Source organism: Allobosea sp. RIT-PG3_2, assembly GCF_057321085.1.
On the sequence record NZ_JBXWCA010000007.1, the window covers coordinates 108355 to 131509 of the forward strand.

At 61.4% G+C, this 23155-nt stretch carries 28 protein-coding genes and 1 pseudogene; 10 read left to right on the forward strand and 19 right to left on the reverse strand.

The window, feature by feature from the left end:
• Nucleotides 1-62: 62 nt before the first annotated feature.
• Together AC2FAN_RS19835 and AC2FAN_RS19840 are read right to left on the reverse strand one after the other, a co-directional pair.
• The gene (locus tag AC2FAN_RS19835) at nt 63-812 is read right to left on the reverse strand and encodes a GntR family transcriptional regulator (protein ID WP_485175995.1); all 750 of its coding nucleotides are present in this window, start codon (nt 810-812) and stop codon (nt 63-65) included.
• Nucleotides 790-1989 carry a mandelate racemase/muconate lactonizing enzyme family protein gene (locus AC2FAN_RS19840; RefSeq protein WP_485175996.1) on the reverse strand — a complete coding sequence of 400 codons (1200 nt, stop codon included), beginning with the start codon at nt 1987-1989 and terminating at the stop codon, nt 790-792. Before AC2FAN_RS19840 ends, AC2FAN_RS19835 begins: the two co-directional genes overlap by 23 nt.
• A 271-nt stretch (nt 1990-2260) precedes the next feature.
• On the opposite strand from AC2FAN_RS19840, the gene AC2FAN_RS19845 reads away from it, so the two are divergent.
• The gene (locus AC2FAN_RS19845; RefSeq protein WP_485175997.1) at nt 2261-2503 is read left to right on the forward strand and encodes a DUF982 domain-containing protein; all 243 of its coding nucleotides are present in this window, start codon (nt 2261-2263) and stop codon (nt 2501-2503) included.
• A gap of 183 nt (nt 2504-2686) precedes the next feature.
• Here the strand turns inward: AC2FAN_RS19845 and AC2FAN_RS19850 are convergent, their stop codons facing one another.
• Entirely contained in the window at nt 2687-2959 is a 273-nt protein-coding gene (locus AC2FAN_RS19850; RefSeq protein ID WP_485175998.1) for a hypothetical protein, read from the reverse strand.
• Nucleotides 2960-3156: 197 nt separating this feature from the next.
• Here AC2FAN_RS19850 and AC2FAN_RS19855 point away from each other — a divergent pair, with 197 nt between their 5' ends.
• On the forward strand, nt 3157-4134 hold the full coding sequence (locus AC2FAN_RS19855; RefSeq protein WP_485175999.1) for a hypothetical protein: 978 nt from the start codon (nt 3157-3159) through the stop codon (nt 4132-4134).
• A 192-nt stretch (nt 4135-4326) separates the two neighbouring features.
• Here the strand turns inward: AC2FAN_RS19855 and AC2FAN_RS19860 are convergent, their stop codons facing one another.
• The 5 genes and pseudogenes from AC2FAN_RS19860 to AC2FAN_RS19880 form a co-directional block, all read right to left on the reverse strand.
• Nucleotides 4327-4587 (reverse strand): hypothetical protein, encoded by a 261-nt coding sequence (locus AC2FAN_RS19860; RefSeq protein WP_485176000.1) that lies wholly within the window; start codon nt 4585-4587, stop codon nt 4327-4329.
• 255 nt (nt 4588-4842) lie between these two features.
• The gene (locus tag AC2FAN_RS19865; protein WP_485176099.1) at nt 4843-5325 is read right to left on the reverse strand and encodes a phage terminase small subunit P27 family; all 483 of its coding nucleotides are present in this window, start codon (nt 5323-5325) and stop codon (nt 4843-4845) included.
• Between the two features lie 309 nt (nt 5326-5634).
• A pseudogene (locus AC2FAN_RS19870) lies at nt 5635-6599 on the reverse strand (IS481 family transposase).
• A gap of 145 nt (nt 6600-6744) precedes the next feature.
• The gene (gene scpB, locus AC2FAN_RS19875) at nt 6745-7422 is read right to left on the reverse strand and encodes an SMC-Scp complex subunit ScpB (protein ID WP_485176001.1); all 678 of its coding nucleotides are present in this window, start codon (nt 7420-7422) and stop codon (nt 6745-6747) included.
• A 3-nt stretch (nt 7423-7425) separates the two neighbouring features.
• Nucleotides 7426-8373, reverse strand: coding sequence for a DUF1403 family protein (locus tag AC2FAN_RS19880; protein WP_485176002.1), 948 nt, complete (start codon nt 8371-8373; stop codon nt 7426-7428).
• Between the two features lie 304 nt (nt 8374-8677).
• Between AC2FAN_RS19880 and AC2FAN_RS19885 the strand changes: the two genes are divergently transcribed.
• Genes AC2FAN_RS19885 through AC2FAN_RS19895 form a run of 3 tightly spaced genes read left to right on the forward strand, consistent with a single transcriptional unit; the run spans nt 8678 to nt 10403 of the window.
• Nucleotides 8678-8920 (forward strand): type II toxin-antitoxin system VapB family antitoxin, encoded by a 243-nt coding sequence (locus AC2FAN_RS19885; RefSeq protein ID WP_485176003.1) that lies wholly within the window; start codon nt 8678-8680, stop codon nt 8918-8920.
• Nucleotides 8920-9318, forward strand: coding sequence for a type II toxin-antitoxin system VapC family toxin (locus AC2FAN_RS19890; protein WP_485176004.1), 399 nt, complete (start codon nt 8920-8922; stop codon nt 9316-9318). The genes AC2FAN_RS19885 and AC2FAN_RS19890 overlap by 1 nt, the downstream gene beginning before the upstream one ends.
• A 2-nt stretch (nt 9319-9320) precedes the next feature.
• A complete protein-coding gene (locus AC2FAN_RS19895; RefSeq protein WP_485176005.1) occupies nt 9321-10403 on the forward strand; it encodes a tyrosine-type recombinase/integrase in 1083 nt (360 codons plus the stop codon).
• Nucleotides 10404-11177: 774 nt separating this feature from the next.
• On the opposite strand, the gene AC2FAN_RS19900 is transcribed toward AC2FAN_RS19895, so the two are convergent.
• The 8 genes from AC2FAN_RS19900 to AC2FAN_RS19935 all read right to left on the reverse strand — a co-directional run bounded on the left by AC2FAN_RS19900 (nt 11178) and on the right by AC2FAN_RS19935 (nt 17240).
• Nucleotides 11178-11651, reverse strand: a complete 474-nt coding sequence (locus tag AC2FAN_RS19900; protein WP_485176006.1) for a Ros/MucR family transcriptional regulator — start codon at nt 11649-11651, stop codon at nt 11178-11180.
• 114 nt (nt 11652-11765) lie between these two features.
• Entirely contained in the window at nt 11766-12038 is a 273-nt protein-coding gene (locus tag AC2FAN_RS19905; protein ID WP_485176007.1) for an HU family DNA-binding protein, read from the reverse strand.
• A 116-nt stretch (nt 12039-12154) separates the two neighbouring features.
• A complete protein-coding gene (locus tag AC2FAN_RS19910; protein WP_485176008.1) occupies nt 12155-12418 on the reverse strand; it encodes a WGR domain-containing protein in 264 nt (87 codons plus the stop codon).
• 129 nt (nt 12419-12547) lie between these two features.
• Complete coding sequence (locus AC2FAN_RS19915) at nt 12548-12754, reverse strand: hypothetical protein (RefSeq protein WP_485176009.1); 207 nt, start codon at nt 12752-12754, stop codon at nt 12548-12550.
• 113 nt (nt 12755-12867) lie between these two features.
• The gene (gene repC / locus AC2FAN_RS19920) at nt 12868-14097 is read right to left on the reverse strand and encodes a plasmid replication protein RepC (RefSeq protein WP_485176010.1); all 1230 of its coding nucleotides are present in this window, start codon (nt 14095-14097) and stop codon (nt 12868-12870) included.
• 269 nt (nt 14098-14366) lie between these two features.
• Nucleotides 14367-15404: a plasmid partitioning protein RepB gene (gene repB / locus AC2FAN_RS19925; RefSeq protein ID WP_485176011.1), complete on the reverse strand. Its 1038-nt coding sequence runs from the start codon at nt 15402-15404 to the stop codon at nt 14367-14369.
• Nucleotides 15404-16618, reverse strand: coding sequence for a plasmid partitioning protein RepA (repA, locus tag AC2FAN_RS19930; RefSeq protein ID WP_485176012.1), 1215 nt, complete (start codon nt 16616-16618; stop codon nt 15404-15406). The genes repB and repA overlap by 1 nt, the downstream gene beginning before the upstream one ends.
• Before the next feature lie 409 nt (nt 16619-17027).
• On the reverse strand, nt 17028-17240 hold the full coding sequence (locus AC2FAN_RS19935; protein ID WP_485176013.1) for a helix-turn-helix domain-containing protein: 213 nt from the start codon (nt 17238-17240) through the stop codon (nt 17028-17030).
• Between the two features lie 570 nt (nt 17241-17810).
• Between AC2FAN_RS19935 and AC2FAN_RS19940 the strand changes: the two genes are divergently transcribed.
• The 5 genes from AC2FAN_RS19940 (at nt 17811) to AC2FAN_RS19960 (ending at nt 21625) form a co-directional block, all read left to right on the forward strand.
• Entirely contained in the window at nt 17811-18458 is a 648-nt protein-coding gene (locus tag AC2FAN_RS19940; RefSeq protein ID WP_485176014.1) for an HAD family hydrolase, read from the forward strand.
• A 108-nt stretch (nt 18459-18566) separates the two neighbouring features.
• Nucleotides 18567-20084, forward strand: a complete 1518-nt coding sequence (locus tag AC2FAN_RS19945; protein ID WP_485176015.1) for an HAD-IA family hydrolase — start codon at nt 18567-18569, stop codon at nt 20082-20084.
• Entirely contained in the window at nt 20069-20860 is a 792-nt protein-coding gene (locus tag AC2FAN_RS19950) for a metallophosphoesterase (RefSeq protein ID WP_485176016.1), read from the forward strand. The genes AC2FAN_RS19945 and AC2FAN_RS19950 overlap by 16 nt, the downstream gene beginning before the upstream one ends.
• 7 nt (nt 20861-20867) lie before the next feature.
• The gene (locus AC2FAN_RS19955) at nt 20868-21263 is read left to right on the forward strand and encodes a hypothetical protein (RefSeq protein WP_485176017.1); all 396 of its coding nucleotides are present in this window, start codon (nt 20868-20870) and stop codon (nt 21261-21263) included.
• Nucleotides 21264-21331: 68 nt separating this feature from the next.
• Nucleotides 21332-21625 (forward strand): hypothetical protein, encoded by a 294-nt coding sequence (locus AC2FAN_RS19960; protein ID WP_485176018.1) that lies wholly within the window; start codon nt 21332-21334, stop codon nt 21623-21625.
• Nucleotides 21626-21826: 201 nt separating this feature from the next.
• Here AC2FAN_RS19960 and AC2FAN_RS19965 read toward each other — a convergent pair whose 3' ends face one another.
• From AC2FAN_RS19965 to AC2FAN_RS19975, 3 genes are all read right to left on the reverse strand, one after another.
• Nucleotides 21827-22120: a helix-turn-helix domain-containing protein gene (locus tag AC2FAN_RS19965; RefSeq protein ID WP_485176019.1), complete on the reverse strand. Its 294-nt coding sequence runs from the start codon at nt 22118-22120 to the stop codon at nt 21827-21829.
• Nucleotides 22121-22129: 9 nt separating this feature from the next.
• On the reverse strand, nt 22130-22405 hold the full coding sequence (locus AC2FAN_RS19970; RefSeq protein ID WP_485176020.1) for a type II toxin-antitoxin system RelE/ParE family toxin: 276 nt from the start codon (nt 22403-22405) through the stop codon (nt 22130-22132).
• A 67-nt stretch (nt 22406-22472) separates the two neighbouring features.
• A complete protein-coding gene (locus AC2FAN_RS19975; RefSeq protein WP_485176021.1) occupies nt 22473-22697 on the reverse strand; it encodes a hypothetical protein in 225 nt (74 codons plus the stop codon).
• Nucleotides 22698-23155 lie beyond the last annotated feature (458 nt).

Here is a 23155-nt window from a genome sequence, read left to right on the forward strand (position 1 = left end):
CAGGCCATTTAGAACGTGACGTCTCTTCATGTTCGTTTCCTCCCCATGAAAAATGCGGCCGATTAGGTTCGGCTCTGTGCGAGTTCTTCGATCAGATTGCGGGCCTTGAGATCAGCCAGCGCGTCCTTGAGCGAGCGGCCCAGATGGGTCCGCACCGCTTTCGCATAGTCGGTGGGATTGCGGTCGCGCAGCGCTTTGATGATGGCGCGGTGCTCGACCGCTTCCGAGGCATGTCGCGCGCGCCAGGATTCGATGCCGCGCTGGATCCAGGCGTTCAGCACCTGCATCTGGATACCGCGATAGGTCGAGAGCAGCAGGTCATTGCCGCTGAACTCGACGATCTTGTGATGGAAGCTCGCGTTCTGCTCGTGCCGATCCTTGTGGGAGATCGCCTGCGGATCGACTTCGAGGCGGCGCTGGACCTCCTCGATCCCGTCGACAGCCGTGATGTCGAGGCCGCCTCCGTTTAGGCGCCCGATCATCAGTTCACCTGCCATCAGCTCGATTGCGAGCCGCACCTGCCAGAGGTCGAGGACCTGCTTCGCATCGGGGTCGCGGATGTGATAACCGCGCCGCTGGATGACCTCGATGAAACCCTCCGCCGCCAGCCGCATCAGAGCCTCGCGCACCGGCGTCAGGCTGACATTAAAATGCTCGGCGAGCTTTTCCGGATAGAGCCGCGCGCCCCGCTCGAAGTAGCCGAACACGATCATGTCGAGCAGCGTGCGCCGCAAGGTCTCGGCGAGCGTCTCGCCGGGCTTGCCGACGAGTTCGCCCATGTCTCCGGGGCTACGCACTGATATGGACGACATCGTCCCGCTCCGCGTTGGTCTCGAGGCCATTCACGGCGTAGCGAGCAAGGCGGGCGAGATCCGGCTCGCCGCCGTGACCCGGGAAATCCTGAGCGACGAGTTGCCCGGCTTCAGTGATGAGTGGGCGCACGGCCATATTGTCGCGCAGCGGGTTCAACAGCCGGTTCGCTTCATAGCCATGGACTGCCGGGGCGGCCCGGCAGGTATGGACGGCCGCCGAGACGGCGACGCAGGTGCCGACGCCATGCGGTGCCATCAGGATGCCGGAGCGCGCGCAGAGTGCGCCGATCGCCATCAGACCCGACACGCCGCCCGCGCGTGAAATATTTGGCTGCAGGAAGTCGACAGCATCGGCGGCGACCAGTTTGGCATGAGCGGCGAGCGTAAAATCGTTCTCGCCCGCCGCAACCGGCACGGGCGAGGCCCTGCGCACCTCGGCGAGGGCCTGGGGATCATCTGGCGGCACCGGCTCCTCGAACCAGCCGATGTTGTAAGGACCGAGCGCCTTGGCGACCGCGATCGCCGTGGGCACGTCATAGGCGCAGTTCGCATCGAGATAGAGCGCCTTGTCAGGCCCCATCTCGCCGCGCACGGCAGCGATATGGTCGATGTCGATCGCGAGGCCGCGGCCGACCTTGAGCTTGATGGCAGTGTAGCCCTGGTCGAGATAGGCCCGCGCGGCGCGCGCCGACTTGTCGGGATGATCCTGGAAGCCGACGGGGCTGACATAGGTCGCGACCGGGCCAGGCGAGCCGCCGAGCAGCGTCGCGAGCGGCAGGCCGGCGGCCCGCGCCTTGAGATCCCACAAGGCGATGTCGACGCCGCTCAGAGATTCGATGGCGGGTCCGCGGGTGCTGCCCATCGCCGTGAAATAGCGCTCGAGGTCCCCGAGCATTTCGTTGGGATCGCCGATCTCGGCGCCGGTCAGCACCGGCGCGATGACGCCGTTGATGATCGCAGTCGCCGCGCCGGCATGGGGCAGGCCAAAAGCCTCGCCATAGCCGATGGCGCCGTCGTTGCTTTCAACGATGACCAGCGTCGAGACCTGGCCGGTGCGGGGGATCCGCCTAAAATGGGCGGCCGGAGCCAGCAGTTCCGCGGGCACCTTCTCGATGCCGCCGAACACATCCGCGAAGCGTGCTTCAAGCTGGATCGCCCTAAGTCGAGAAATTTTCAACGTCGCGCCTCCGAGATTATAATTTATATTTTATTTTTTCTTTTGCGTCGTCAATAGGGGCAAATCCGGCGAGGGCATTGGCATCGCGCTATGCGGCCACTGCGTGGCGTCAACAGATCGCGAAAGACAAGACGGAGGCCAGCATTTGCATGAAATAGCTTAGGGACGGCTTTGGGGTAAGGATCCCTCTCTAGGCAATGACACGGACGGAGAGTCGGCGCAGGCCTCCTTTTCTGACGGAACCCTTCGCCGCGAGGCGCGTAGTCGCGACATGCCCCTGCACTGGTTCACCCCTCCGGTCTATGTCGAGTCGACCAGGGTCGGCGAGCGCTACGCCGTGAGCAGCGTCGAGCGTGCGGCCGAGTTCCTGCTGTCCTGGCGGGAGCAATCCGGCGCAGAAACATGGCGTTTTGCGATTGCAACATGCATGGCCGCGCTCAAAGGCGAAGTCCCGGCAGTGCACGCGCGGAAAGCTTTTGAGGTGGCCGCGCGCGATTGCGGCAAACTCGTTTGACGAGCCAAGGTTCGCCTGGCCTATTTCTGTGAGGAAGTGGGGCCTGAAGGTCGGTCGGCACAACTGATGAAAAAGCGGCGTCTGCGCCGATCGGCCTACTCCTCCCAATGAGACTTCATCACCGAGTCCGCAGCCGCGCGCCGACACCCCGCAGCCTATTACGTGACATTAAAAATTGACGTCCTACTCGCGAGGCTCGGAGGCTTCTTCTGCCGCCCGTGTTGCGAGGCTCCGGGCTTCAATTTCCAAGGAAGCTATCACGTCCTTGTATTCTGTGATCATCGTGCTCCTGGTCGGCGCGCTTGACTTGGTCCAGTGCTCAAGCCCCACACACGCCAGCTCATAGGACTCGCAGACATCGAGGAAGGCTTCCCCGGAGGCTCGTTCAAAACGAGCCCGCCAATCAGGAAACCGCATTTTCAGACGCGCGCGCCCGCGCTCCTGGATCCGGGTCATGGTGCGGATCTCGACAGGTAAGGGCGCCGCGTTTGATCGGTCCCGTACTTCGTCGACCGCCAATTTTGCGCCTGGTGCACTCTCCTGCAATTGGCCTTGGGGACACGTTCTTCCGTGATTCTCGGATTTGCGGTTGCGTCGTTCGTTTCATCCGATCACGGTAGATGTAAGCGTTTGAGTGGCCGGAGCGATCGACCGTGACCCAGTCGACGAGTTCCAACGGCGTCTGGGTGTCCCACGCCGTTCCCGTGATGTCCCAAGTGGATGTCCGCGCTCAGCTGCGTCGCATTTTAGAAAGTGGCGACTTTGATGCGCCCGAGCGGGTGCACCGGTTTTTGTCCTATGTGGTCGAGGAAAAGCTCTCCGGCCACGGTGACCGCATCAAGGCGTATGGGATCGCAGTCGAAGTCTTCGGCCGGAGTGCAGATTTCGACGTTATGAGCGATCCCGTCGTTCGCATCGAGGCGGGGCGACTCAGGCGCGCATTGGAGCGGTATTATCTGCTTGAAGGCAGGACCGACCCGCTCGTGATCGATATTCCAAAAGGCGGCTATGTGCCCAGCTTCCGCTGGCAGCTGAAAGATCAGAGGGAACCCGAGCCACTTTCACCCCCCGCACTTCCGCCTGACGAGCCACCCCGCCCGCGAACGAGCGGCTGGCTATGGCGAAATCGACTAGTCGGTGTCGCTGCGGCGCTCGCGATCATCCCATTGGTGGCCACAATGGTGATGGCAAAGCGATCGGCCCCGACGCAACAGGCGAGCCTCGTCCGATCGTCGGTTGTCGTGAAGCCTTTCGTCAGTCTGACCAGGAAGGCCGAAACCGAGGCTTTTGCAGCGCAGCTTACCGACGAGCTGCTCTCGCAGCTTGCTCCGCGTGGTGAGCTGGCAGTCTTTCGCAGCGAGGATTTGTCTGCGTTGGTTCCATCCCCGGCTGTCCCGAGCGATCGGTCATTGAGCAAGCGGCACATCCTGCAGGGTGTGATCCGTACAAGCGATAGCAAGGTCAGGATCACCAGCCTCCTTCTGGATGGTGAAACGACCGCAATCGTCTGGTCCGGAAGCTACGAGGCCGATCTGAATTCCAACAGCTCCTTTGAACTCGAGACGCGCCTGGCGTCCACCATCGCTGAGGCAGTTAGCTCCCGCTTACGACCCGCAGCAACGGTGCATTAGGCGGATCGGCGGGCCAATTTGCGCTCATCGTCTGCAGCGGGTCGAAAGCGCTCATATGCGCACCGCCTAGAGGAAGCGGACGTCCGAATATCGGAATACCACCGGACGTCGGCGAGGCGGCCGGCGCCAATAATTGTGGAGCGAGATCCTGACTATAAAATTCTAGGAAGCCGACGGCGCTGCCCCCGGGGACTAGCCGGTCGGGCGATGGCGCCGGGATTCGGAATCGGCCTCGGCCATTGTGATGGCGTCGTGCTCGATCGAGGCCGCAAGGAGGCAGTAGTCGTCGAAGCTGAACATCGCGCAGTGTTCGTCCTGGGACATCGCCTCCCAGACAAGATCGTACTCCTCGCAGACACCGCGAAAACGTCGGTCCTCCATTCGCGCGAAGCGGTCGCGGAACTCCGGGAACCTCATCTGCAATCGGGCTAGCCCACGATCTTCAGCCGACATCGGACGCTCCCATGAACCACGGAAGACATAAGCGAGGAAGGCATAGGCAAGGGTGCAAGGTGGGAACGTTGGTGAGCAGCATTCCCTTGGGACAGGCTGACACAGGCTCGACAAACGGCAAATGTAATTCAACGCGCTAACCATGCTTTAGCGGCGCGATGTGGGGTCATCCTTAAAGCGGCCTTGTCGCATTCGCAGAAAGACGCAACCGGTGTTCCTCCAAGGGGGCGTCCCACCAGACTGACACACAACCTCTCAGTTGGCCCTCGACTTCCGTGGCACGGCCGGCCTGTAGACCTGGCCGTCGAGCAGCGTCAGGGGATCATTGCCGACGTTCTCGGGCGCGCTGATCCTAGCGCGCGCGACCGGGCTCAAGCCAAGTGCGTCGCCGGCCAGATGCATCTCCTTTGCTGCGAGACTTTGAATCCGGACCAGCGGCGACATCGCCAATTGGCCGGTCGAGCCCCTACTGAACATCGTCAGCTGGCCGATTTTGCGCTGGCATTCGCGAAACCTCGCCCACGCGACGCACATCCTTTCGACCGCCTGGCTGTCGGCCAAAGTGAGCAGGCCGGGCGGCAGGCCGGCCTCGATCTGTTTCCACAAGCCCCGCTGCTCGTCGTCGAGATAATGATGCGACGCGGCTTCGGCGGGCGTCCTGCTGGCATCGGCGGTGCTCCGAACGTGGCAAGTATCTGCGCGCAGCGAGTTGATACGATCTAGATATAGTACTTCAATATTCGTTGGTTTTCGGGCGAGCGAGAGCGAGGGGCGAGGGGTTGGTTCAGGAGGGAGGGGCCGGCCGTTTCTAACTGCTCCCGGGGGTCGTCTAACGCCCTACACCAGTGCGATTTGGGCCGCAGCGGCACGCGCCTCGCGCAGCTCGCGGACTTGGGCTTTCACGCGGTCCGGGTTCAGTCTTGTCAGAGGTGCGGTGGGCTAACTCCGGCTGCTCTGCATCGACAAACTGAACAGCCCGGAAGCGGACCTCCCCGGAATCGGTTATGGGCCACTTTCGCCCTTCGGCTTGTCCCTAAAGAACGCTTCCTAGGTGTTTAGTCCCGCATTTGGTGGATTGGATCGAGGGTGAATCGTTCCGGCTCTGAAGTCCAGCGCTTGCAGATGAACTCGTAGGGCGTGAGGCCTTTGAGGGTCTTCAGGCGCCGGCCGAAATTGTAAGCTGAGACGAAGTCCTGGAGGTGACGATCGAGCTGGTCGTGGCTGTCGTAGTGATAGCGTTTGACGGTCGCGTCTTTGATCGTCCGGTTCATTCGCTCGACCTGCCCATTGGTCCAGGGATGGTTGATCTTGGTGAAGCGGTGCTCGATGCCATTCTCGCGGCAGCGCATCGCGAACATGTGGGTGATGTAACGGGCCGTGGGACCGTTGGCGTAGCGCGGCGGGAAGCGGAATTGGATGCCGTTGTCGGTCAGGATCGTATGGACCCTGTAGGGAACGGCTGCGATCAGGGCGACGAGGAAAGCTGAGGCCGTCACCCGGTTGGCGCTCTCCACCAGTTGCACGAAGGCGAATTTGCTCGTCCGATCGATCGCGACAAACAGATAGAGCTTTCCTTCGGCGGTCTGGACCTCGGCGATGTCGATGTGGAAGAAGCCGATCGGATAGGACTTGAACCGCTTCTTCGGCTCCTTGTCGCCCTCGATCTCCGGTAGCCGGCTGATGCCGTGCCGTTGCAGGCAGCGATGCAACGACGAACGGGTCAGATGCGGGATCGTGGCCTGAAGCGCGTAGAGGCAGTCATCCAAAGGCAGCAGGGTATGTCGTCGAAAGGCGACGATGATCGCCTCTTCCTCGGCTGACAGAACCGTCGAAGCCGGCTGCTGCGGGCCCGTCGGCAGATCAGCCACCGAGGCCCGCTTCTTCCACTTCGCGACGGTCTTCTGGTTGATGCCGTAGCGCTTTGCCAGAGCCCTCAGGCTCGCTTGACTATGCTGTATCGCTCGACGGATCGCCTCCGTCGTTGTGGCGCTCCCGTGCAGAACCTGGCCCATAGTGCCTCCTTCCATCCGATGGAAAAGATCGCACCATCAAAACCTGGGATCAAACAGCCTATTTTAAGTGCTCCTGCGCATCAATGGCGTACGTCTCCGCAGATCAGCTTCAAACCCTCTGATCGCCCAGCCAACGAAGCCCGCTTCACGAGTCTTCGCTGAGGGGATCGGCGGGTGGCAGAGCGGAGTCTATCGAGATGGGGATGTCGCCGGTTAGCAAGCGCTCCTTGCTGAGCAGGCCGGCATCCTCGAGCTTCTCGAAATCCGGTAGATCGCGCAGCGTCTCAAACCCGAATTCCGAGAGGAAGGCCGGCGTCGTCACGTAGGTGTAGGGTGCGCCCGGCTGCGGGCTGCGCGGGCCAGCGGTGAGAAAGCCGAGCTTGCGCAGATGGCCGATCGTGTCGCGGCTGACCTCCTTGCCAAAGACGGCGCCGAGCTCCGCGCGAGTGATCGGCTGGAAGTAGCCAATGCAGAGCAGCACCAGGCTCTCGGACTGCGACAGGGCTTTGCTGTCGGCCCCGCCAAGCCCGGTCGCGGTCCGGATCGCGGCGGCATAGCTCTTCTTTGTGCGATGCTGCCAGCCGCCAGCGACAGAGACGAGTTCGTAAGGGCGCCCACTCAATTCGTCACGGATGTCGGCGATCAACAGATCGATGCTGCAGTCCCGGCCCACAACACGCACCAGGGTTTCGCGGCCAACGGGCTTGGGGGAAGCGAAGATCACAGCCTCAACCCGCCCCATCCATTCGCGCCAGCGCATCTCGGGCGGAATATCCGCGAGCTCCGCGTCGAACAGCTCCTCCGCCTGGGTGGGTTTTGCCATCCCTCACAACCCGTAGAGACGGAAAGTGGCGCGGCCGGATAGCTCGCGCACGGCGTCGAGATTGGTCAGCCGCTCGAACAAGCGGCGTGAACCCCAGCGCGTTAGGCTTTTCGTCTGCAGCGTGCCAGCCACGGCGTCCTCATCGAACAGCAACTGGATGACCTCCCCTGCTCCCTTGGCCCGCAGCTTTGGCGCAACGGCGGTGAGACGTGCGGCCCTAGGCGCAATCTCATCGGCGAGCCGGCAGGCCTCGGCGGCCGCGAGCGCCAACGCGACACAGACGGCGCGCTCGAAGCCGTCTTCCCCTGGCCTGATACGACTGCGATCGCCTGTGCTCCGAAAGGCGGGACCCCGGGCGTGTTTGACGAAGAGCGGGACAGCAACGGCCCAGCGCATCCGTCGCGCCAAGACCTGATCGGCCAGCCACCAGCCGAGCAGATGCGCGTCCGGCCGAATACGCTGGACCTCCGCAGCCGCAGCGGCCGCAAGGAGAGGCGCTGGGCGCATGGATCGCGTCAGATTGTCGAGGCGCTCGGGCAAGGCGGCGAGATCGTTGCTCCAGGCCAGTCCGAGCAATCTAACGGCAGAACGCAGCCCATCAGTGTTTATCTGTGGATCGCGCTCGGCCAGGCGCCTCCAAGCGGCGAGCAGGTTTCCGGCTGGTCCGGGATCGCCGTCGGCGCGCAGAAGCCAGGCGTCGCGAAGCGCGCCCTCGCCTTCCGTCCGCCCGACCAAGGACGCGGCCGCAGCGGCGCATTGGAGTGCGAGCCTCTGGCGCCAGGCTCCTGCCCAGGGCGGAGCGGCTCGCACCAGTTGATCCAGCGAATTCAAGGCGGCGCCCGCGATAAAGGCCGCCTCAGCCGGGTCGGCAATCGCCCCGCGCGGCACGGCCCAAGCCGGCACGCTGGCGCCTGCAGCAGACGGAGTTGCGCTTAATGCGGGTGACGACATGACCCCGAGCATAATTGCGCGTGCGGATATTGCCACTAAATTCGGTCACAAGCGCACAGCTCGTCGCCATCAAGGTAGGTCCGATAATGTTGCATTATCGGTCTTATTATGGGACACAACCGTATGGGCTGATTTGGCGCTCCAAAATACGATCGACGGCCATTGGCCGGGCTCCCGGCCGCCAAATCGGCCCCTAGGAAATGCCGATTTCCCGTCTGGGAACGCTTCAACGGCATATTTGTCATGATGACAGCATCATGACGTATGGATACAGTTATCCATACGCAGTCGAAGGGAGACGCCGGTGACTCTGCAAATTCGCGATGACCGCGCGCGCGAGCTCGCTCAGAAACTCGCACAGAAGCGCAAAGTGACAATGACGGAAGCTGTCATTCAAGCCCTCGAAGGCGAGCTTCAACGTGAAAGTCAAAAAGAGCCCCTCGCAACACGGCTGGCCCGGATTGCTGCCGACTTGGCAGACCAGGCTGGACCCAATCGGCGCACGCCAACGAAAGACGAGATCGATGCCCTCTGGGGCCATTCTTGATGTTCATCGATACGTCGGTGATCGTCGCATTGCTCGCTAGTGAGCCGGATGCTGGCCAGTTTGCGAGCCGCATTGCGGACGCCAAGACCCGGTTCACCTCAGGGCTGGTCATCCTGGAAGCCTCGATGCGTCTCTCGACGATGCTCGATCTCGATCCCGTTCTTGTCGAGACAAAGATCCAGGCTTTGCTCGATGAAGCCGCCATATCGGTTGTCCCGATCAACGCCGGTATCGCCAAAAGGTCTGTGGCCGCCTTTGCGCGTTTCGGTAAGGGGCGTGGCCACCCGGCCCAGCTGAATCTGGCGGATTGCATGTCCTATGCCTGCGCCCAGGCCTACCGTGTGCCCTTGCTGTTCAAGGGCAATGACTTCTCGCAGACCGATATTCAGGTGGCCTGACCGTGACACAGCCAGACGGTCCGTCTCGCGGCGACCAGAAACTGCCCTCCCCTCCCCTGCCGGTCCCTGGCGACGCGCGTCCAGAACCTTCCCTCGTCCCCGCCCATCTCGAAGGCCTCGCTGATCGCGCGCGCGGCTATGTCGATGCCGCCACCTCGGCCAATACGCGCCGGGCCTACGCGTCGGACTGGAGCCAGTTTCAGGCCTGGTGCCGGCGCCAGAATGTTTCCGCCCTTCCGCCTGATCCGCAGATCGTGGGCCTCTACATCGCAGCTCTGGCGTCTGGAGCAACAACGCCAAACCGCAAGCCCTCTTCCGTCAGCACGATTGAGCGTCGGCTCTCAGCGTTGGCCTGGAATTATGCGCAGCGCGGACAGCTTCTCGATCGCAAGGATCGCCATATCGCCACGGTGATGGCTGGCATCCGCAACAGCCATGGCCGCCCGCCCGTGCAGAAGGAAGCGGTGCTGCCGGAGGATGTCATCGCCATGCTCGAGACGCTTGATCGTGGCACACTACGTGGCCTGCGCGACCGCGCCATGCTGCTGCTCGGCTTTGCGGGAGGCCTGCGGCGCTCGGAAATCGTCGCCCTGGACGCGGGTCCCAAGCAGAGTGAAGACGGTCGTGGCTGGGTCGAGATCCTCGACAAGGGCATGCTGGTCACGGTCAAGGCCAAGACCGGCTGGCGCGAGGTCGAGATCGGCCGCGGTTCATCCGACGCGACTTGCCCCGTGGTGGCCGTGCAGACCTGGCTCAAACTCGCCAGGATCGCCCACGGCCCGCTGTTCCGGCGCGTGACCGACCAGGGCCTCGATGTCGGGCCGAACCGCCTGGGCGACCGCGAGGTGGCGCGCCTGGTCAAGCGTACGGTCCTGAAGGCGGGTGTCCGTGCCGAACTCACGCAAGCCGAGCGCGCCTTGAAGTTTTCCGGACATTCTCTGCGCGCGGGCCTTGCCTCCTCGGCTGAGGTCGAGGAGCGCTATGTCCAGAAGCAACTTGGGCATGCCAGCGCCGAGATGACCCGCCGCTACCAGCGCCGCCGCGATCGCTTCCGGGTCAATCTCACCAAGGCGGCCGGACTATAGGGTTTTTGGCCCATAGACGACACTGGGAACGTCCTTGAGAGGGTAGCGCTATTGGCTACCCTTATGAGCGCAATCGGCTGCTCAGCGGGGAACTGGCAGCCGATTGCATTTCTCACCAGAAGAGCTCGCAGAAGGTCGAGCAACGTGACGTTACGGCAGCGTGATTAACGAAAGGTTGAGCTGTTACTCATGGAAGGCCGATGCCGGCCAAAATGACAGCAATGGGTGTTGCCCATCAGGCCTCCGGCCTGATCAATCGAACTTCCGCAATGGGCGGCCGCACATGGACGTTCCCCCGACCAATGGGGAACGGCTCTTTTAAGGCGGCGCGCCAATTTCCACTCCTGGCGCTCGACCGATGCCGGGGCCATTTGACGAATGCCGCCGGGCTCTAGCGCTGACCTGCGACCCTCAGAGAGGCCCGCGAACCCAGCGTCGGGCGGCTCGGTGGCTGAATGCTGGCATCGGCGACCTTCAAGGTCGCCAGAACGCAGGGACGGACATATGCCCGCAGATCCCGGCGCCAATCCTCGGTCATCAGCTCCCACCGCAGTTGGTGCTGGCGGCGAACAGAGTCGTGAAGCGCCTTCGCCGCCGCCTCGACCGCACGCTCAATTCGATCGCTACTCACCAAACGCCCCGGATCTACTTCGCCCCAGGACACATGCTAAGCATATTTTCAGCAGAGTGGAATGTCGCAATTCGGCGCGGGCACGGCTTTCCCGCAGAATCAAGATCGCGGCGGCTGTCGCCCCGCGATCTTGTCGTGGGTAATCAGGCCGGGACTTTTGCGCGTACCGCTTTCGCGCGCGGCGCCGACTTCTTCTCAACTTGGACCGCCACAGCAGCCTTTCGCCCGAGCCCCATCGACTTGGCGAGAGCCGAGCGCGCCTCGGCATAGTGTGGTGCCACCATCGGGTAGTCGGCCGGCAAACCCCACTTCGTGCGATACTGCTCGGGCGTCAGTCCGTAGGCGGTGTTCAGGTGACGCTTCAGGGATTTGAACTTCTTGCCATCTTCCAGGCAGATGATCGCGTCTGGCGTCACCGACTTGCGGATCGGGACAGCGGGAACGAGCACGGCGGGGGCAGGAGGTGGCGGCTCACCGCCCAGCTTGGCCAGCGCAGAATAAGTGCTGGAAATCAGGCCGACGAGCTCTGACGCTGGAACATTGTTATGCGCGACATAGGATGAAACGACTGAAGTCGTCAGTTCGAGAAGCCCGGAATTGTTTTCGTTCTCGGACATTCTGCTCTCCTGTTTGACGGAGCTTTGTGAATTATTGCCTCCACAGCAGAGCTATCAGCCGCATGGTGCAAGAAACGCCCCTTGCAGCTCTCCACCGCACTGCAATCGTCAAGGTCAGGCCACGGCCTCAGCGAGATCCTTGGCGGCCTTGAACTTGACGACTGTCTTCGCCGGCACCTCGATCACTGCACCAGTCGAGGGATTGCGCGCCTGACGTGCTTCGCGCTTGGCCGCCGAGAGCTTGCCGACGCCGCCGAGGGTGATGTCGCCGCCGTTCTTCAGGGTCGTCGAGACGGTCGCGGCAAGAGAGGTAAGGATCGCGGTGACATCGGCCTTGGTCTTGCCAGTGCCCTCGGCGATCGCCGCAATGAGTTCGTTCTTGGTCATCAATATCTCGCTGAATCAGGGAAGAACAGCATCCCGATTAGCCGAACTGGCTCAAAGGGCAAGCCTTTAGCGGCTCTCTGACGCGCTGATCCATCCCCCTCCCCTACTGTATTCCGTCAGGGCAGTCGGTAGCCACGTTGAGATTTTCGCCTCAGCCAGACATCGAGGGCTTCAGCGGCGGTGGTATAGTCCGCATGCAGATCGAGCCGACGTCGGCCCTGAGCACCGATCCGCCCCCACTCCCTGACGAGCGCGGCATCACCGAAGAGCGTCGGCTCGATCGCCAGGACATAAAAGCGCGCCATGTTCCGCGCCTCGTCGCGACGCTCGAGCACGAGCATCTGCAGTTTGCCGGGGTCGGTTTCGCGGGCGCTGTCCATGCAGACAGTCTCGCGTGCCTGGCCCAGGCCGGTCCAACGCAAAGCCTGAATCAATCGGGACGCATCGATTCACAACGCTGATGGGAGTGGACCGGCTTTCATTGAACACGCCATCGCGTGCGGACGACTTTAGAGACCCGACTGTGCCCGGAATCCCTCCACCGTCGCCGCACTCACGAGTTCGGCCTGTCCGATCAGGACGCCGTTCCGCATCACCGAGCAGGAGGTGACCCCCGGCCGGGATTGAAGCTCACGATAGCGCTGCAGCGCGTCGGTCGCACTCGTCGCGCCCTGGTTGATCTTCCCGCCGCGAATGACGGCCTTAATCTTGAACAAGGTGATTCCTTCAAACGTGAATTGGGATGGGACGACGCCTCGATAGTGAAAACACGCGGCGACGAACAGGGCCTTCTGTCGAACCGAGGACAGATCCCCGGTGTGTTTTCCGATCAGGCTCGCTGCTTGTCGCGCTTTCGGCTGTTGATCAACGCCATCAGCATCGGCCCCAGCGAGAATTCGCCGGCTTCCGCCTTCCTGGTCAGGCCGCGCAGATAGCCACCTGCACTGCTGATCGCATCACTTCGCTGCAGGATCGCTGCCACCACGATTGCGGCATCGCCCTCGCCCATGGCTCTTTGAGCCTCGAACCAGGCACTCGGGCTGATCCCCAACATGGGTCTCACGACCGCAGCCGCAGCCTGGAGGTCGCGCCAGTTCGAAATCCCACCTCGGACGTAGTCGATGATGTCCGGACAAGCCTCAAGCACCATACCGAGCGGATAGGACCGGTCTGGCAACCTCCCGACTTCCGGAGCGAATTCGACGACCTCCCCCCTGCTCTCTCGGGGTGCAGGTTCAAGATCAGTAAGGGAGTCTGGTTTTGAATTCTGTATGTGGCGCTCAGAATGAGACTCTGTGCCGCTCAGATTTTGAGATTTAATGTGTGTTTCCAACAGCGTGAGGACTTCGTCGGCCAGCAGCGAAAGTTCCTCCGCGATAGGCTCCAAAGCCTCCCGTGCGGCCGTGCGCGGAATCCGGCTTGCGATGCTGCGATAGAGCTCGTGCACCTCCATCCAGTCCGCCGGGCCTGCTCCGCCTTGCCGGGTCCGGACCCCCTCCTCCATCCCCGTTGCGATCATCTTGCAGATGTCACGGCGGCAGATCGTGATTTGCTCGCGTACGAGCCTGAGCGCTCGCGCCTCAGCGAGCACCTCTTCCGCGAGTGTCTCGAACTCCTCGGCCCGGACCACCAATGGGGCCAGGTCGAACCCGAAGGCGAACTCGATGTCCCCGTCCCTGTCCTTCCGGGCATAGCGCTTGCCGTTGGGGCTATCGCGACGGATGACCAGCCCGCAATCGACCAGGACAGCCAGGTGGCGCCGGAGCGTCGCCGGCGACATGCCATGGGCGCGCAGGCAGAGCTGCTGATTGGACGGAAAAACGACCAGTCCCTCGCCCGTCAGAACGGTTTCTGGGTGAAACGTCAGCAGTGCATCCAGAACGGCCAATGCGCGCTCAGTTACACCGAGGCGTGTTTTCGCCGTGCAGATGGCCCGGAAGACGTTCCATTTGTGGACCGCCTTCTCAGGCGGGCGTTCTTTCGCGTTCATCTGGCTTGCGACATGCGCAAGCGTCAGTGTTCGCCGCCCAAAGGGCGTCGTCGAGATGTGGCTAACCACGTTTCTTCACCAATCGTTAGGCAAAAGAAGTCCGCCCGCCAGGACGGCGGCGAATCTCAATGAGACTCTTGACGGCGATTCGGGGAAGTGCGATTCTCAAGCTACCACACGAGAGAAGGGCTTCCGGGGCACCGCCTTGGGGGCCTTTTTCTTTTGCGAGTTAGGGTCGCTCACCAGCCTCTTCTGAGCCTTAGCTCAGCAAACGCGGTGAAATTTGGATCTACCTCACTCCTCCTTGGTTGCATCTTGTCAGCTGACAAGATTCTCGCTCAGCGCTCGCCACGGGACGCTTCGAAGCGCTTAATCAGTTCCGGCAATTCTTGCTTGAAGAACGCCTTGAACTCGATGGCTGCCTTAGCGTCGACCTTGAGCCGTATCTCGCGCTCGCCAAACACCGCCTTCCCGACACTGCGGCCACCTTCTGCCGCCATTTCGAGATTGAGTGCCTCAGCCGATCTGCTTGTGTTGACCAAAGAACCAAGAACGATCTGGAACCGCACGTCTGAGGGCTCAGCAAGAACCTTGTCAGCTGACAAGGTTTTCCAAGCGGTCGCGGCCTTCGCCGGATCTGCGACCAATGCGGTCGCCAACTCAATCCACCGCGGGCGCCCAATCTTGGGGGCGCGCCCGATTGCGATGATCATGTCGCTCGGAACTGCTCTCCAAACAGAACGCATCCTCGCCAGCTCTGGGTCATCGATTGAAAGCGCGCCGCGAATGTCGCGAGCACGAATGCCCGCCCCTTCCATTTGGCGAGCAAAGACTGCCTTCTCAATCCAGCTCAAATCCTGCCGGCTCGCGTTCTCGAGCCCCTGTGAGACAACAAGATCTGTATCAGTTAGTTGCCGAACCAGGGCTTTGACAGGAATGCCAAGTTCCTGCGCAGCGCGCACGCGCCGATGGCCATAAATGACCTGATAGCGCCCCGCGGTATCTGGATGCGGCCGGACCTGCACAGGAACACGCTGGCCATCTTCAGCGATCGACCTCTTGAAATCATCAAAAGCTGCCGAGCCATCGTCAGGCAAACGATCCGGGAACGGCGAGGGATCGATCAGCTCCGGGGCGAGCTCGGCCAGACCGGCAGTGCCGGCATCGACGATCGCCTGAAGGCGATCTCTCTCCTCCCGAATATCCGACAATGTCCGCTGCGTTGCTCCAATCACCCCCGCAGGAACACGCGGGATTGTCGGATGCGCGGGCGCCGGGCTTGTTTCGGGGGGCTTCTCGTCGGCCTCAAGTTCAGACGCTGTGAGGGACATGGCGCCAAAGCTTGAAACAATGGAACGGCGGGCAGGCTTCTTCATCATCCCCGCCCCCAGCTTTCGTTGATCAGATCGACGATGCCCTCGTTGACCGCATCAAACGACTCCCGCGCGCGCTTGAACGCCTCGCGACCGATCTCGCCGGGCTCCAACTCGTAGATGCTTCGCTTCGCAAGCCCTGCAGCCTCGACGGCAGTGCTTTCGACCGCGGCCGGCATTAGGACATCATCGGGGAACAACATCCGCAGCATCGCGACAATTTCGGTCTGCGGCTTGTCGTACGGATTATGGCGGGTCACGAGGTACCGGAAAAAATCCTGCCTCATCGAGGCGCGCTCTTGAGAGATGACGTCGATCAGGTCGCCCATCATCAGAAGGAATTGACCCATCGAGGCAACATCCAGCATCGCTGGATGAATGGTCACGACCATGCCAGTCGAGGCGTAAATGGCGCCCAGCGTCAGATAGCCCAGCGAAGGAGGCGTATCGAGAATGACGACGTCGTAGTCGTCTTCCACCTCGCGGATCGCGAGTCCGAGGCGCTCGAAGAAGAGGGTATCTGCCTTCCTAGCCTGCGCTAGCATACGAGGCGTCTCGTACTCGAACTCCATGACCTCAAGATTCCCTGGGATCAGATCGACCCCCGGAAAGTAGGTCTTCCGGATCACTTCTCGGAGTGGCCGACGCTCTTCGTCGTATCGTAGCGCAGCCCAGACCGTTTCGTTGGCCGCGACATCCATCTCGGGCTGTGCCCCGAACATTGCCGACAGCGACGCCTGCGGATCCAGGTCGATGGCAAGGACACGGAAGCCTTGGAGGGCCAAATAGTGAGCAAGGTGGACGCTTGTCGTCGTTTTGGCCGAACCGCCCTTGAAATTCGCTACCGCCAGGATCTGGAGGTGTTCACCAACTCGTCTATGCGGGAGAAATCGCAAAGCGTCGGTAGGCTTTTGGGCGGCGAAGAGCTGCCGGAGCTCATTGACCTGCGCAAGCGTATAAGCTCGATGATTGTTCTCTAGGCGCGCGGGGAGGGGGCCCTTACCTTCGTTGGACATCAACTTCAGCGTCGAGTCGGGAATCGACGTGAGCCTGGAAACCTCATTGGTGAGGAAATGACGAAGGCTCTTTTGGGCGTGCGGCGGATACATCCGTTCCCGCAATGCATTTAGCTGTTGAGACAGCACCCGAGCATGCCTCCAGACGCGCTCAGAGGGAGAGAGCGGCTGTACGGTTTTTTGTGCCAGGGCTTCCGGCATTGGCGTAACATTTCCTCATTGGCGGGCAAGGGCCGATTTATCGACCTTTATCCGACAAGCTACGCCATGATTCTGCGCGTTGGTCCAGCGATTTAAGCTTAATGAAATGTTACCGACCGAGGAACGGCTCGGATCGACGGGAGGTTCAGTCGAACCACGTCAGAGCACTGCTCCGTGTTTTCCAACCCTCACCACGGAACCAAATCATTGATCTTGAAGGGGGGTAGGGGAGGGACCTCCACCGTGGAGCGCCCACCCTACGCGGCCTTGCCGTGTCGGAAATCTCAGGGGTCGATCGCTCGTACCCCTGCGTGAACCTATGGCTGAACCTCTTCGGTGACACTCTGCTCCATGATGAGCAACAGACTCGAAGTGTCTCACAGGCAAGAGTGTCGTGTCAGTTTCCGAACTATTCGCCCAGTTTTAGAAGGTCGGCGGGCGTTACGCGCAATTCTCTCGCCAACTTGGCGAGCACATCCACGCTCGCAGCGTACTGGCGACGTTCAAGCGCGCTAATGTAAGTGCGATCCAGCCCCGCTCGATGCGCGAGCTCCTCCTGCGACAAACCGGCTAACCGCCGGTATCGCCTCATGTTGGTCGCCAGGACCTCTCGGACTTCCATCCGGTTGACAGGTCGGCAATGTAGAGTATTCCTCCACGGAGTATACTCTACAGAATCAGTTCACCGGCCGTTTTTGAGGCGTACCGGTAATCGAGCCAACCTTCCGATTGTCACGCCAGGGCCGGATGGCGTTTAGGAGAACCACATTGGAAGAGGTTCCCGTCGAAGAACGAACACGTTCAAGCGGCGCGAGCATGCGCACGTTCTCCACTATCGCCAGGCGCTGGGAGCTTCCACGGCAATGCCAGCAGTTATTACTCGGATGCAGAGCGAGCGAACTAAAGCGCTGGAGGCGAATTGCTGAACAGTGTGAGCGCGCCCCGCTCGTCCTAAATGCCGATACCCTATGGCGAATGTCGGCGGTCCCAGGGGCCTTCTCTGATCTGAGGCAGTTTCAAACCCTGGCCGAAGCCGAACGGGCCTGTTTGCACCGCCCTGTCGATTGATTCCCCTTTGACGGCCGCGCACCAATCGAACTGTTGAGCGACTCGCTGTCAGCATTCGCCAAATGAAGCTGGTCAAAATTTCGAAGAATATACGGACAACAATATCATTGGGATGTGAGTTATCATGGCCAAGATCCGTGCAATTTGCTTTGACCTATTCGGCGCCGTTCTGGAAGTCGCTGACAAGCGACAGCCATATCGGAAGCTCATCGACAACGAGTACGATGCCCTCGCCGTGCGCGCACTGACACACCCTTTGGGTATACGAGCGCTTTTTCAGCACCTCAATACAACGCCCAGTGAGGAAGCGATCCTGCAGTGGGAAGCCGATCTAGAGGCTGAGTGCGCCTCGCTCCGGCTGCGACCGCGGATGAAATCCATCTGGGCAACGCTCGAGCGTGCGCAGGTCCAAATCGGCGTGTGCTCGAATGTGGCCCTTCCCTATGCACAACCGATCTTAGACGCACTGCCATCCAAGCCAGACGCCCTGGTGCTATCCTATCGGGTCGGAATGATGAAGCCCCACAAGGAGATCTATGAGCTGGTGGCCTCCCGGCTCGACCTGCGACTTTCGCAAATTCTTTTCGTGGGGAATCACATTGACGGAGATCTGACGGTCGCCGTGGCAGCAGGCGCCCATGCCATGCCAGTCCGCGAGTTCGAAACCTCTTTTTCCTCCTGGCCTTCGATCTACGCGCCCAAGCAGATCTTCAAACTGTTTGGGCGCATTGCCGATGCGAAGAACGCCTTGGGCCTCCGAGCCCCTGCATGATCGGACTCACATCTTTTCACTGGAATCACATGTGCCTGCCGGTGAGCACGAGTGCTCCAAGATCCGGCACTTTCGCGCGCCCACCGGTTATTGAAGGGACATTGATCGATGCGGCAGCCCGAGCGCAGTTCTTTTGAGGCAATTTTCCTCGCCCCCAGCCTCGACGAGCGCATTCGCGTAAGCATGCCGGTGGTCCGTACGTTTCTCAGTATCGCGGAGCGCTTAGGGCTACCCGATAGCGACCGGCTCGCGCTTCTGCAGTGCGATGCACGACAGTACGCAGATTGGTCGCGCGCCGCGCGGTCAAACCAGCCGCTTGCTCTTGAGGCGGCCGTTCTCGTGCGGCTTTCTGCGATCCTGGGCGTGTTTGCAGAACTTCAGCAGCTCTTCGCCTCAGTAGATCGAGAGCGAGATTGGTTGATCAATGCCAACAAGGCGGCTCCGTTCGCGGGGAGGGCGCCACTCGATCTCCTGTGCGGAACGCTCGAGGATCAGATCGCTGTTCGCCGCTACGCCGAAAACATGCGGATCGGCGTGGTGCCTCCGAATGAAATCGACCGCAATGTCACGCCGGAGGCGGGCTATCGCATCATCTGGGAAGGTGCTGTTCCGCAAATCCAGGCCGTGTGCTTCGACGGTTTCGGAACGCTCGTTGAAATCGGCGACAAGCGCCGACCGTTCAAAGCGCTGCTAGGCGACGCACCGTCATCGGCGGCCGTGGCCAAGGTGCTAACCACTCCGGCCAGTCTGCGGGATCTCGCTCGCCACCTTGCGATCGCCCTCGGCGAAACCAGGCTGGCCCTGCTCGAGGAGGACGTTGCCGCAGAATGCAATTCGACGCGATTGCGGCCCGGGATCGAGGCCATCTGGGAAACCCTGCAGCGTCTCGGATTGAAGGTCGCGGTCTGCTCAAACCTCGCCATGCAATATGGGGATGCGCTGGTCGGCTGCTTGCCCAAGGCACCGGATGCGCTCGTCCTGTCCTTCGAGGCCGGCCTGATGAAGCCGCAGGCCGAGATCTACCGGCTGGTCTGCACGAGACTCGGCCTCGAGCCAAACCAGGTTCTGTTTGTAGGCGACAACCCTGAGGCTGACGTGCATGGCCCTCAGGCGGCCGGCCTATTCGGCATGCACATCGATGCGTTCGAGTCCGAGCTTGCCAACAGGGCCGATCCCGCTACGCCCGGAGCGATCGCGGAGCTGTTCAAGCGGGTAGGGGACTTGGGACCGCAAGAGCGGTGGCATCTCTCGCACTCCCCGGAGCAGGCGCTCGACGCCGCCCTGGGCACTGTCAACGCCAGCACGCGATTGGGATACGAGCGAGACGAACTGCTGCACGTCCTGCGCTCCCCGAACGAGGTCATGCAGGGGCACGATCCCGTTTTGAAGCTTTTGCTCGGCGCGTTCTTCGATGAAGCGAGTGAGGCGCTCCTGATCCGGGTTGCGGAAGGATCGGAATTCACCTGGGCAGGCCTCTCGCAAGCCGTGCAGGCAGGACTTCAACCTGGGCACCCGAAACGGGCCTGGATCGTGGCCCGCGCCAACAGGTCCGCCGCGCCGCCTCGCTGGCGCGAGCCACATCGTCGCCAATCACTTAAAAGGAGAAGGCCATGCGCCTGCTCGTGATCTCCGACGTGCATCTTGAATTCGGCCCATTCCAGCTTTCTGAGCCGATGCCGGAGTTCGATGTTGCCGTCTTTGCAGGTGACATGCACAAGCCGATCGCCGCTGCGCTCAATTGGATGGCGGATCAGCGTGAGGCGGGGCCGCTCGGGGGCCGAGAGATCGTCTACGTCGCTGGCAATCACGAGTTCTACAAAAGTGAGATGAAGGGCAACTTGGCCGCGGGGGCAGAGCAAGCCGAAGCGGCGGGAATCCATCTGCTGCACCGCCGAACGATAATTCTCGGGGATGTTCGCTTCATCGGATGCACGCTTTGGACAGACTATCGCCTGCTCGGAACGCCAAAGCCCTCAATGGTCTTCGCTGGGCAGGAGCTCAACGATCACCGCCTCATTCGGTATCGGGAGGAGGGCGGTCATTATAGCCGCTTCATGCCCTGGCATGCTGCAGCCGAGCATCGGCTCGATGTCGCATTTATCCGCACCGAACTCGCCAAGCCGCATGAGGGGCCAACCGTTGTGGTCACGCATCATGCGCCGCATCCGCAATCGGTCCAGCCGAGGCATCAGGGCAGCGCGCTGTCGCCGGCCTTCGTTTCGGATCTCAGTGCCCTGATCGAAGACTACCAGCCCGAGCTCTGGATCCACGGTCACGATCACGGCTCCCATGACTACATGGTCGGCCGCACGCGGGTTCTCGCCAATCAAGCCGGCTACCCGAATGTCCACGGAGATCGCGAAAATCCATGGTTCCATCCCAGCTTGGTTGTCGAGGTTTGATCACAAGATGAGCGGATACGACCTGCTCTTTTCCGAGATGTCTTTGCCGGACACCGGGCTCGGTCCGGAGGCCCTGTTTTTCACTCGCGCCTTCGACGGCGTTTTCAGCGATGTCTATCGGATCACAGCAGATGGGAACCTCTTCGGTCCCTTCGAGGAGGCCCCTCGGTCCGCAAGCCGGACCGATCAGCCGACTCATGGTGCTGCTGCTACCAGATATCCAGCGCAAGGCCCCCCTCTGGCTTGGAATGGGGACATTGAGTTCTGGAACGAGGGGCATCCGCGGCAAGTGTTCTTCGCTTGTTTCGTCGATGGGCGCTGCGTCCGAATCCTGCCGGAGAATGACTATCGCGTGCTCATGGAGAAGGCACGGCGCTGGGCGCTTCTGTCATCCTCAAAGTGATGTGAAAAAGCACCCGTACGCGTGCCGCTCGCAAGCAAGGGGAGGGGAGGCGCGAGATCGATTCAGTTGTGTCGCAGCTCGTCGATGATGCGGCCGACGTCGAAGTTCAGGTTCATGGCGAGAACGGTCTCGCAGGCGTCGGCGCGGTCGAGGGCGATGTTGCGGATGCTCGTGAGCGCAGCGATCGTCGTTATCGGCTTCGTCCTTTTTGGGGTTTCGTACCCATAAGGGTCTGCCCAAAAATTCGGAGGATCGATGGTTCGGCTGCACAGGCAGCCGCGGTTCTTGAAGAGGCTCGGCCCTACGCGTATATTGCCGGAGTGGCCGACGGGCGCGTCAACGCCCGCCGACCCTTTCGCTAGAATCTCAGAAATGCGATCCGGACTGAGACTTGCCAGCCCGTCCGGGTCTTTCTCACCGTAACCGTGACGCTAAGCGGCAATAGCCAAATATCATCACATTGTAGGCGCTTGCCCTAGGATGGTCCGGCGACGACGTCGTGATGTGGATCTCGCCGGCGCCGCAGGGGCAAGCAATTCGCTCGGTCGTATCGGTCCCCATATTCAGACCAGCTCGATCCGCACCTTACGGCCGACGATTTCCGCGGCACGCTGCAGAGTCGAAAGCGTCACGTTGCCATCCGTCGGGTCGAGCAGCCGCCCGACCTGGCTACGGCTCGTGCCCATGCGCTCCGCCATGCTCTTGCGGGAAATCTTCCCGGCCTTCATGGCCTGGTCGAGTTCCCATGCGAGCACTTCCTTGATGGCGACAGCCTCGAACGTTTCGAGCTTGCCTTCTTCCGCAAGAAAGTCGTCGAGGGTTGTCAGTTCATCCGTGGTGCGCCGTTCGATAGCCATAACTGCCTCCTATCCTGTAAATTCTTTCAACCGCTTGCGTGCGAGCGCCAGCTCGTCGGGAGGGGTTTTTTGGGTCTTTTTGATGAAGCCCGACAGCGCCAGAATCTTGCCGTCGTGCAGGCCGAACAAGACCCTGGCGATCCGCCCTTGCGGCAGGGACGTTCGCACTTCCCACAGCCCGTCTTTCATTGGCCGACATAGCGGCATTCCCACCGGCCAGCGAAATTGCACACGCATCAGGTCTTGCCCGATCAGATTGCGATCCTCGACATCGAGGGCGCGCAACCAGTCCCGGACAATCTCTGCGCCCGCGGCTGTCCGATAGAAGACCACCGGAATCCGACGGGGCACCTCAGTAGCCATAGTGCACCATATACAGTTCATGAACCATATAATGTTCACCCATGCAAGGAAAATTGGGCGAGTCCTGCGCCTGCCGGCAGGCAACCAGTATGGGGAGGACCACGTCGGGATATACGGGGCAGGGCTTCGCGACGATTGTGCCGAGGACGTGCACTTTCATGGTCGAAGGATTGGCGAGGATCTGCCGCGCCTCATCGATTTTCGCGGCGCTCACGAGCTTGAAAACGAACTCGTGCAGGTCGCTATTGGGTCACTCCAGCAGGTTCGGAACTGACCGGACCTTTCGGCCCGGCCAGCCCCGACAGGAAATTCGCGCTGCTTCGGCGGCCGCTTCTGCGGGCGAGAGGGATGGCTCGCGTAGCGGTGCAGGCAGCCATGTCGTTTCGCTCATGGCCTTTGCCACGTAGCGAGCCGCATGGCCATGTGGTCCAAAATGCGGGGCCTACAGGGCATAGAAATTCCGGGTCCCGCAAGCGCCTGCACAACGAACATCCGCATCGCCGAGAATGAAGGGCGCATGGCAAAACGCGGGAGCGAGCCGAGCGCATATCTGAAATATGCTGCCGCGGAACCCAGGCTTGTTTCCTTGCGATGCGTCCTTCGTTCGAGACCGCAAAATCGCCTTGCCATCGCGGCCCGGCCCGGACACGGCACTGAACTCTCAGCCCTCGC

Bases quoted from the DNA above. Each gene is read 5' to 3' on its own strand.
- AC2FAN_RS19880 (WP_485176002.1), bottom strand. From the start codon at position 8,373: ATGTCGTCACCCGCATTAAGCGCAACTCCGTCTGCTGCAGGCGCCAGC.
- AC2FAN_RS19850 (WP_485175998.1), bottom strand. From the start codon at position 2,959: ATGACCCGGATCCAGGAGCGCGGGCGCGCGCGTCTGAAAATGCGGTTT.
- AC2FAN_RS19890 (WP_485176004.1), top strand. From the start codon at position 8,920: ATGTTCATCGATACGTCGGTGATCGTCGCATTGCTCGCTAGTGAGCCG.
- AC2FAN_RS19965 (WP_485176019.1), bottom strand. From the start codon at position 22,120: ATGGCTATCGAACGGCGCACCACGGATGAACTGACAACCCTCGACGAC.
- AC2FAN_RS19935 (WP_485176013.1), bottom strand. From the start codon at position 17,240: ATGGAAGTCCGAGAGGTCCTGGCGACCAACATGAGGCGATACCGGCGG.
- repA (WP_485176012.1), bottom strand. From the start codon at position 16,618: ATGCCGGAAGCCCTGGCACAAAAAACCGTACAGCCGCTCTCTCCCTCT.
- AC2FAN_RS19955 (WP_485176017.1), top strand. From the start codon at position 20,868: ATGAGCGGATACGACCTGCTCTTTTCCGAGATGTCTTTGCCGGACACC.
- scpB (WP_485176001.1), bottom strand. From the start codon at position 7,422: ATGGCAAAACCCACCCAGGCGGAGGAGCTGTTCGACGCGGAGCTCGCG.
- AC2FAN_RS19900 (WP_485176006.1), bottom strand. From the start codon at position 11,651: ATGTCCGAGAACGAAAACAATTCCGGGCTTCTCGAACTGACGACTTCA.
- AC2FAN_RS19945 (WP_485176015.1), top strand. From the start codon at position 18,567: ATGCGGCAGCCCGAGCGCAGTTCTTTTGAGGCAATTTTCCTCGCCCCC.
- AC2FAN_RS19835 (WP_485175995.1), bottom strand. From the start codon at position 812: ATGTCGTCCATATCAGTGCGTAGCCCCGGAGACATGGGCGAACTCGTC.
- repB (WP_485176011.1), bottom strand. From the start codon at position 15,404: ATGAAGAAGCCTGCCCGCCGTTCCATTGTTTCAAGCTTTGGCGCCATG.
- AC2FAN_RS19910 (WP_485176008.1), bottom strand. From the start codon at position 12,418: ATGGACAGCGCCCGCGAAACCGACCCCGGCAAACTGCAGATGCTCGTG.
- AC2FAN_RS19845 (WP_485175997.1), top strand. From the start codon at position 2,261: ATGCCCCTGCACTGGTTCACCCCTCCGGTCTATGTCGAGTCGACCAGG.
- AC2FAN_RS19860 (WP_485176000.1), bottom strand. From the start codon at position 4,587: ATGTCGGCTGAAGATCGTGGGCTAGCCCGATTGCAGATGAGGTTCCCG.
- AC2FAN_RS19940 (WP_485176014.1), top strand. From the start codon at position 17,811: ATGGCCAAGATCCGTGCAATTTGCTTTGACCTATTCGGCGCCGTTCTG.
- AC2FAN_RS19950 (WP_485176016.1), top strand. From the start codon at position 20,069: ATGCGCCTGCTCGTGATCTCCGACGTGCATCTTGAATTCGGCCCATTC.
- AC2FAN_RS19905 (WP_485176007.1), bottom strand. From the start codon at position 12,038: ATGACCAAGAACGAACTCATTGCGGCGATCGCCGAGGGCACTGGCAAG.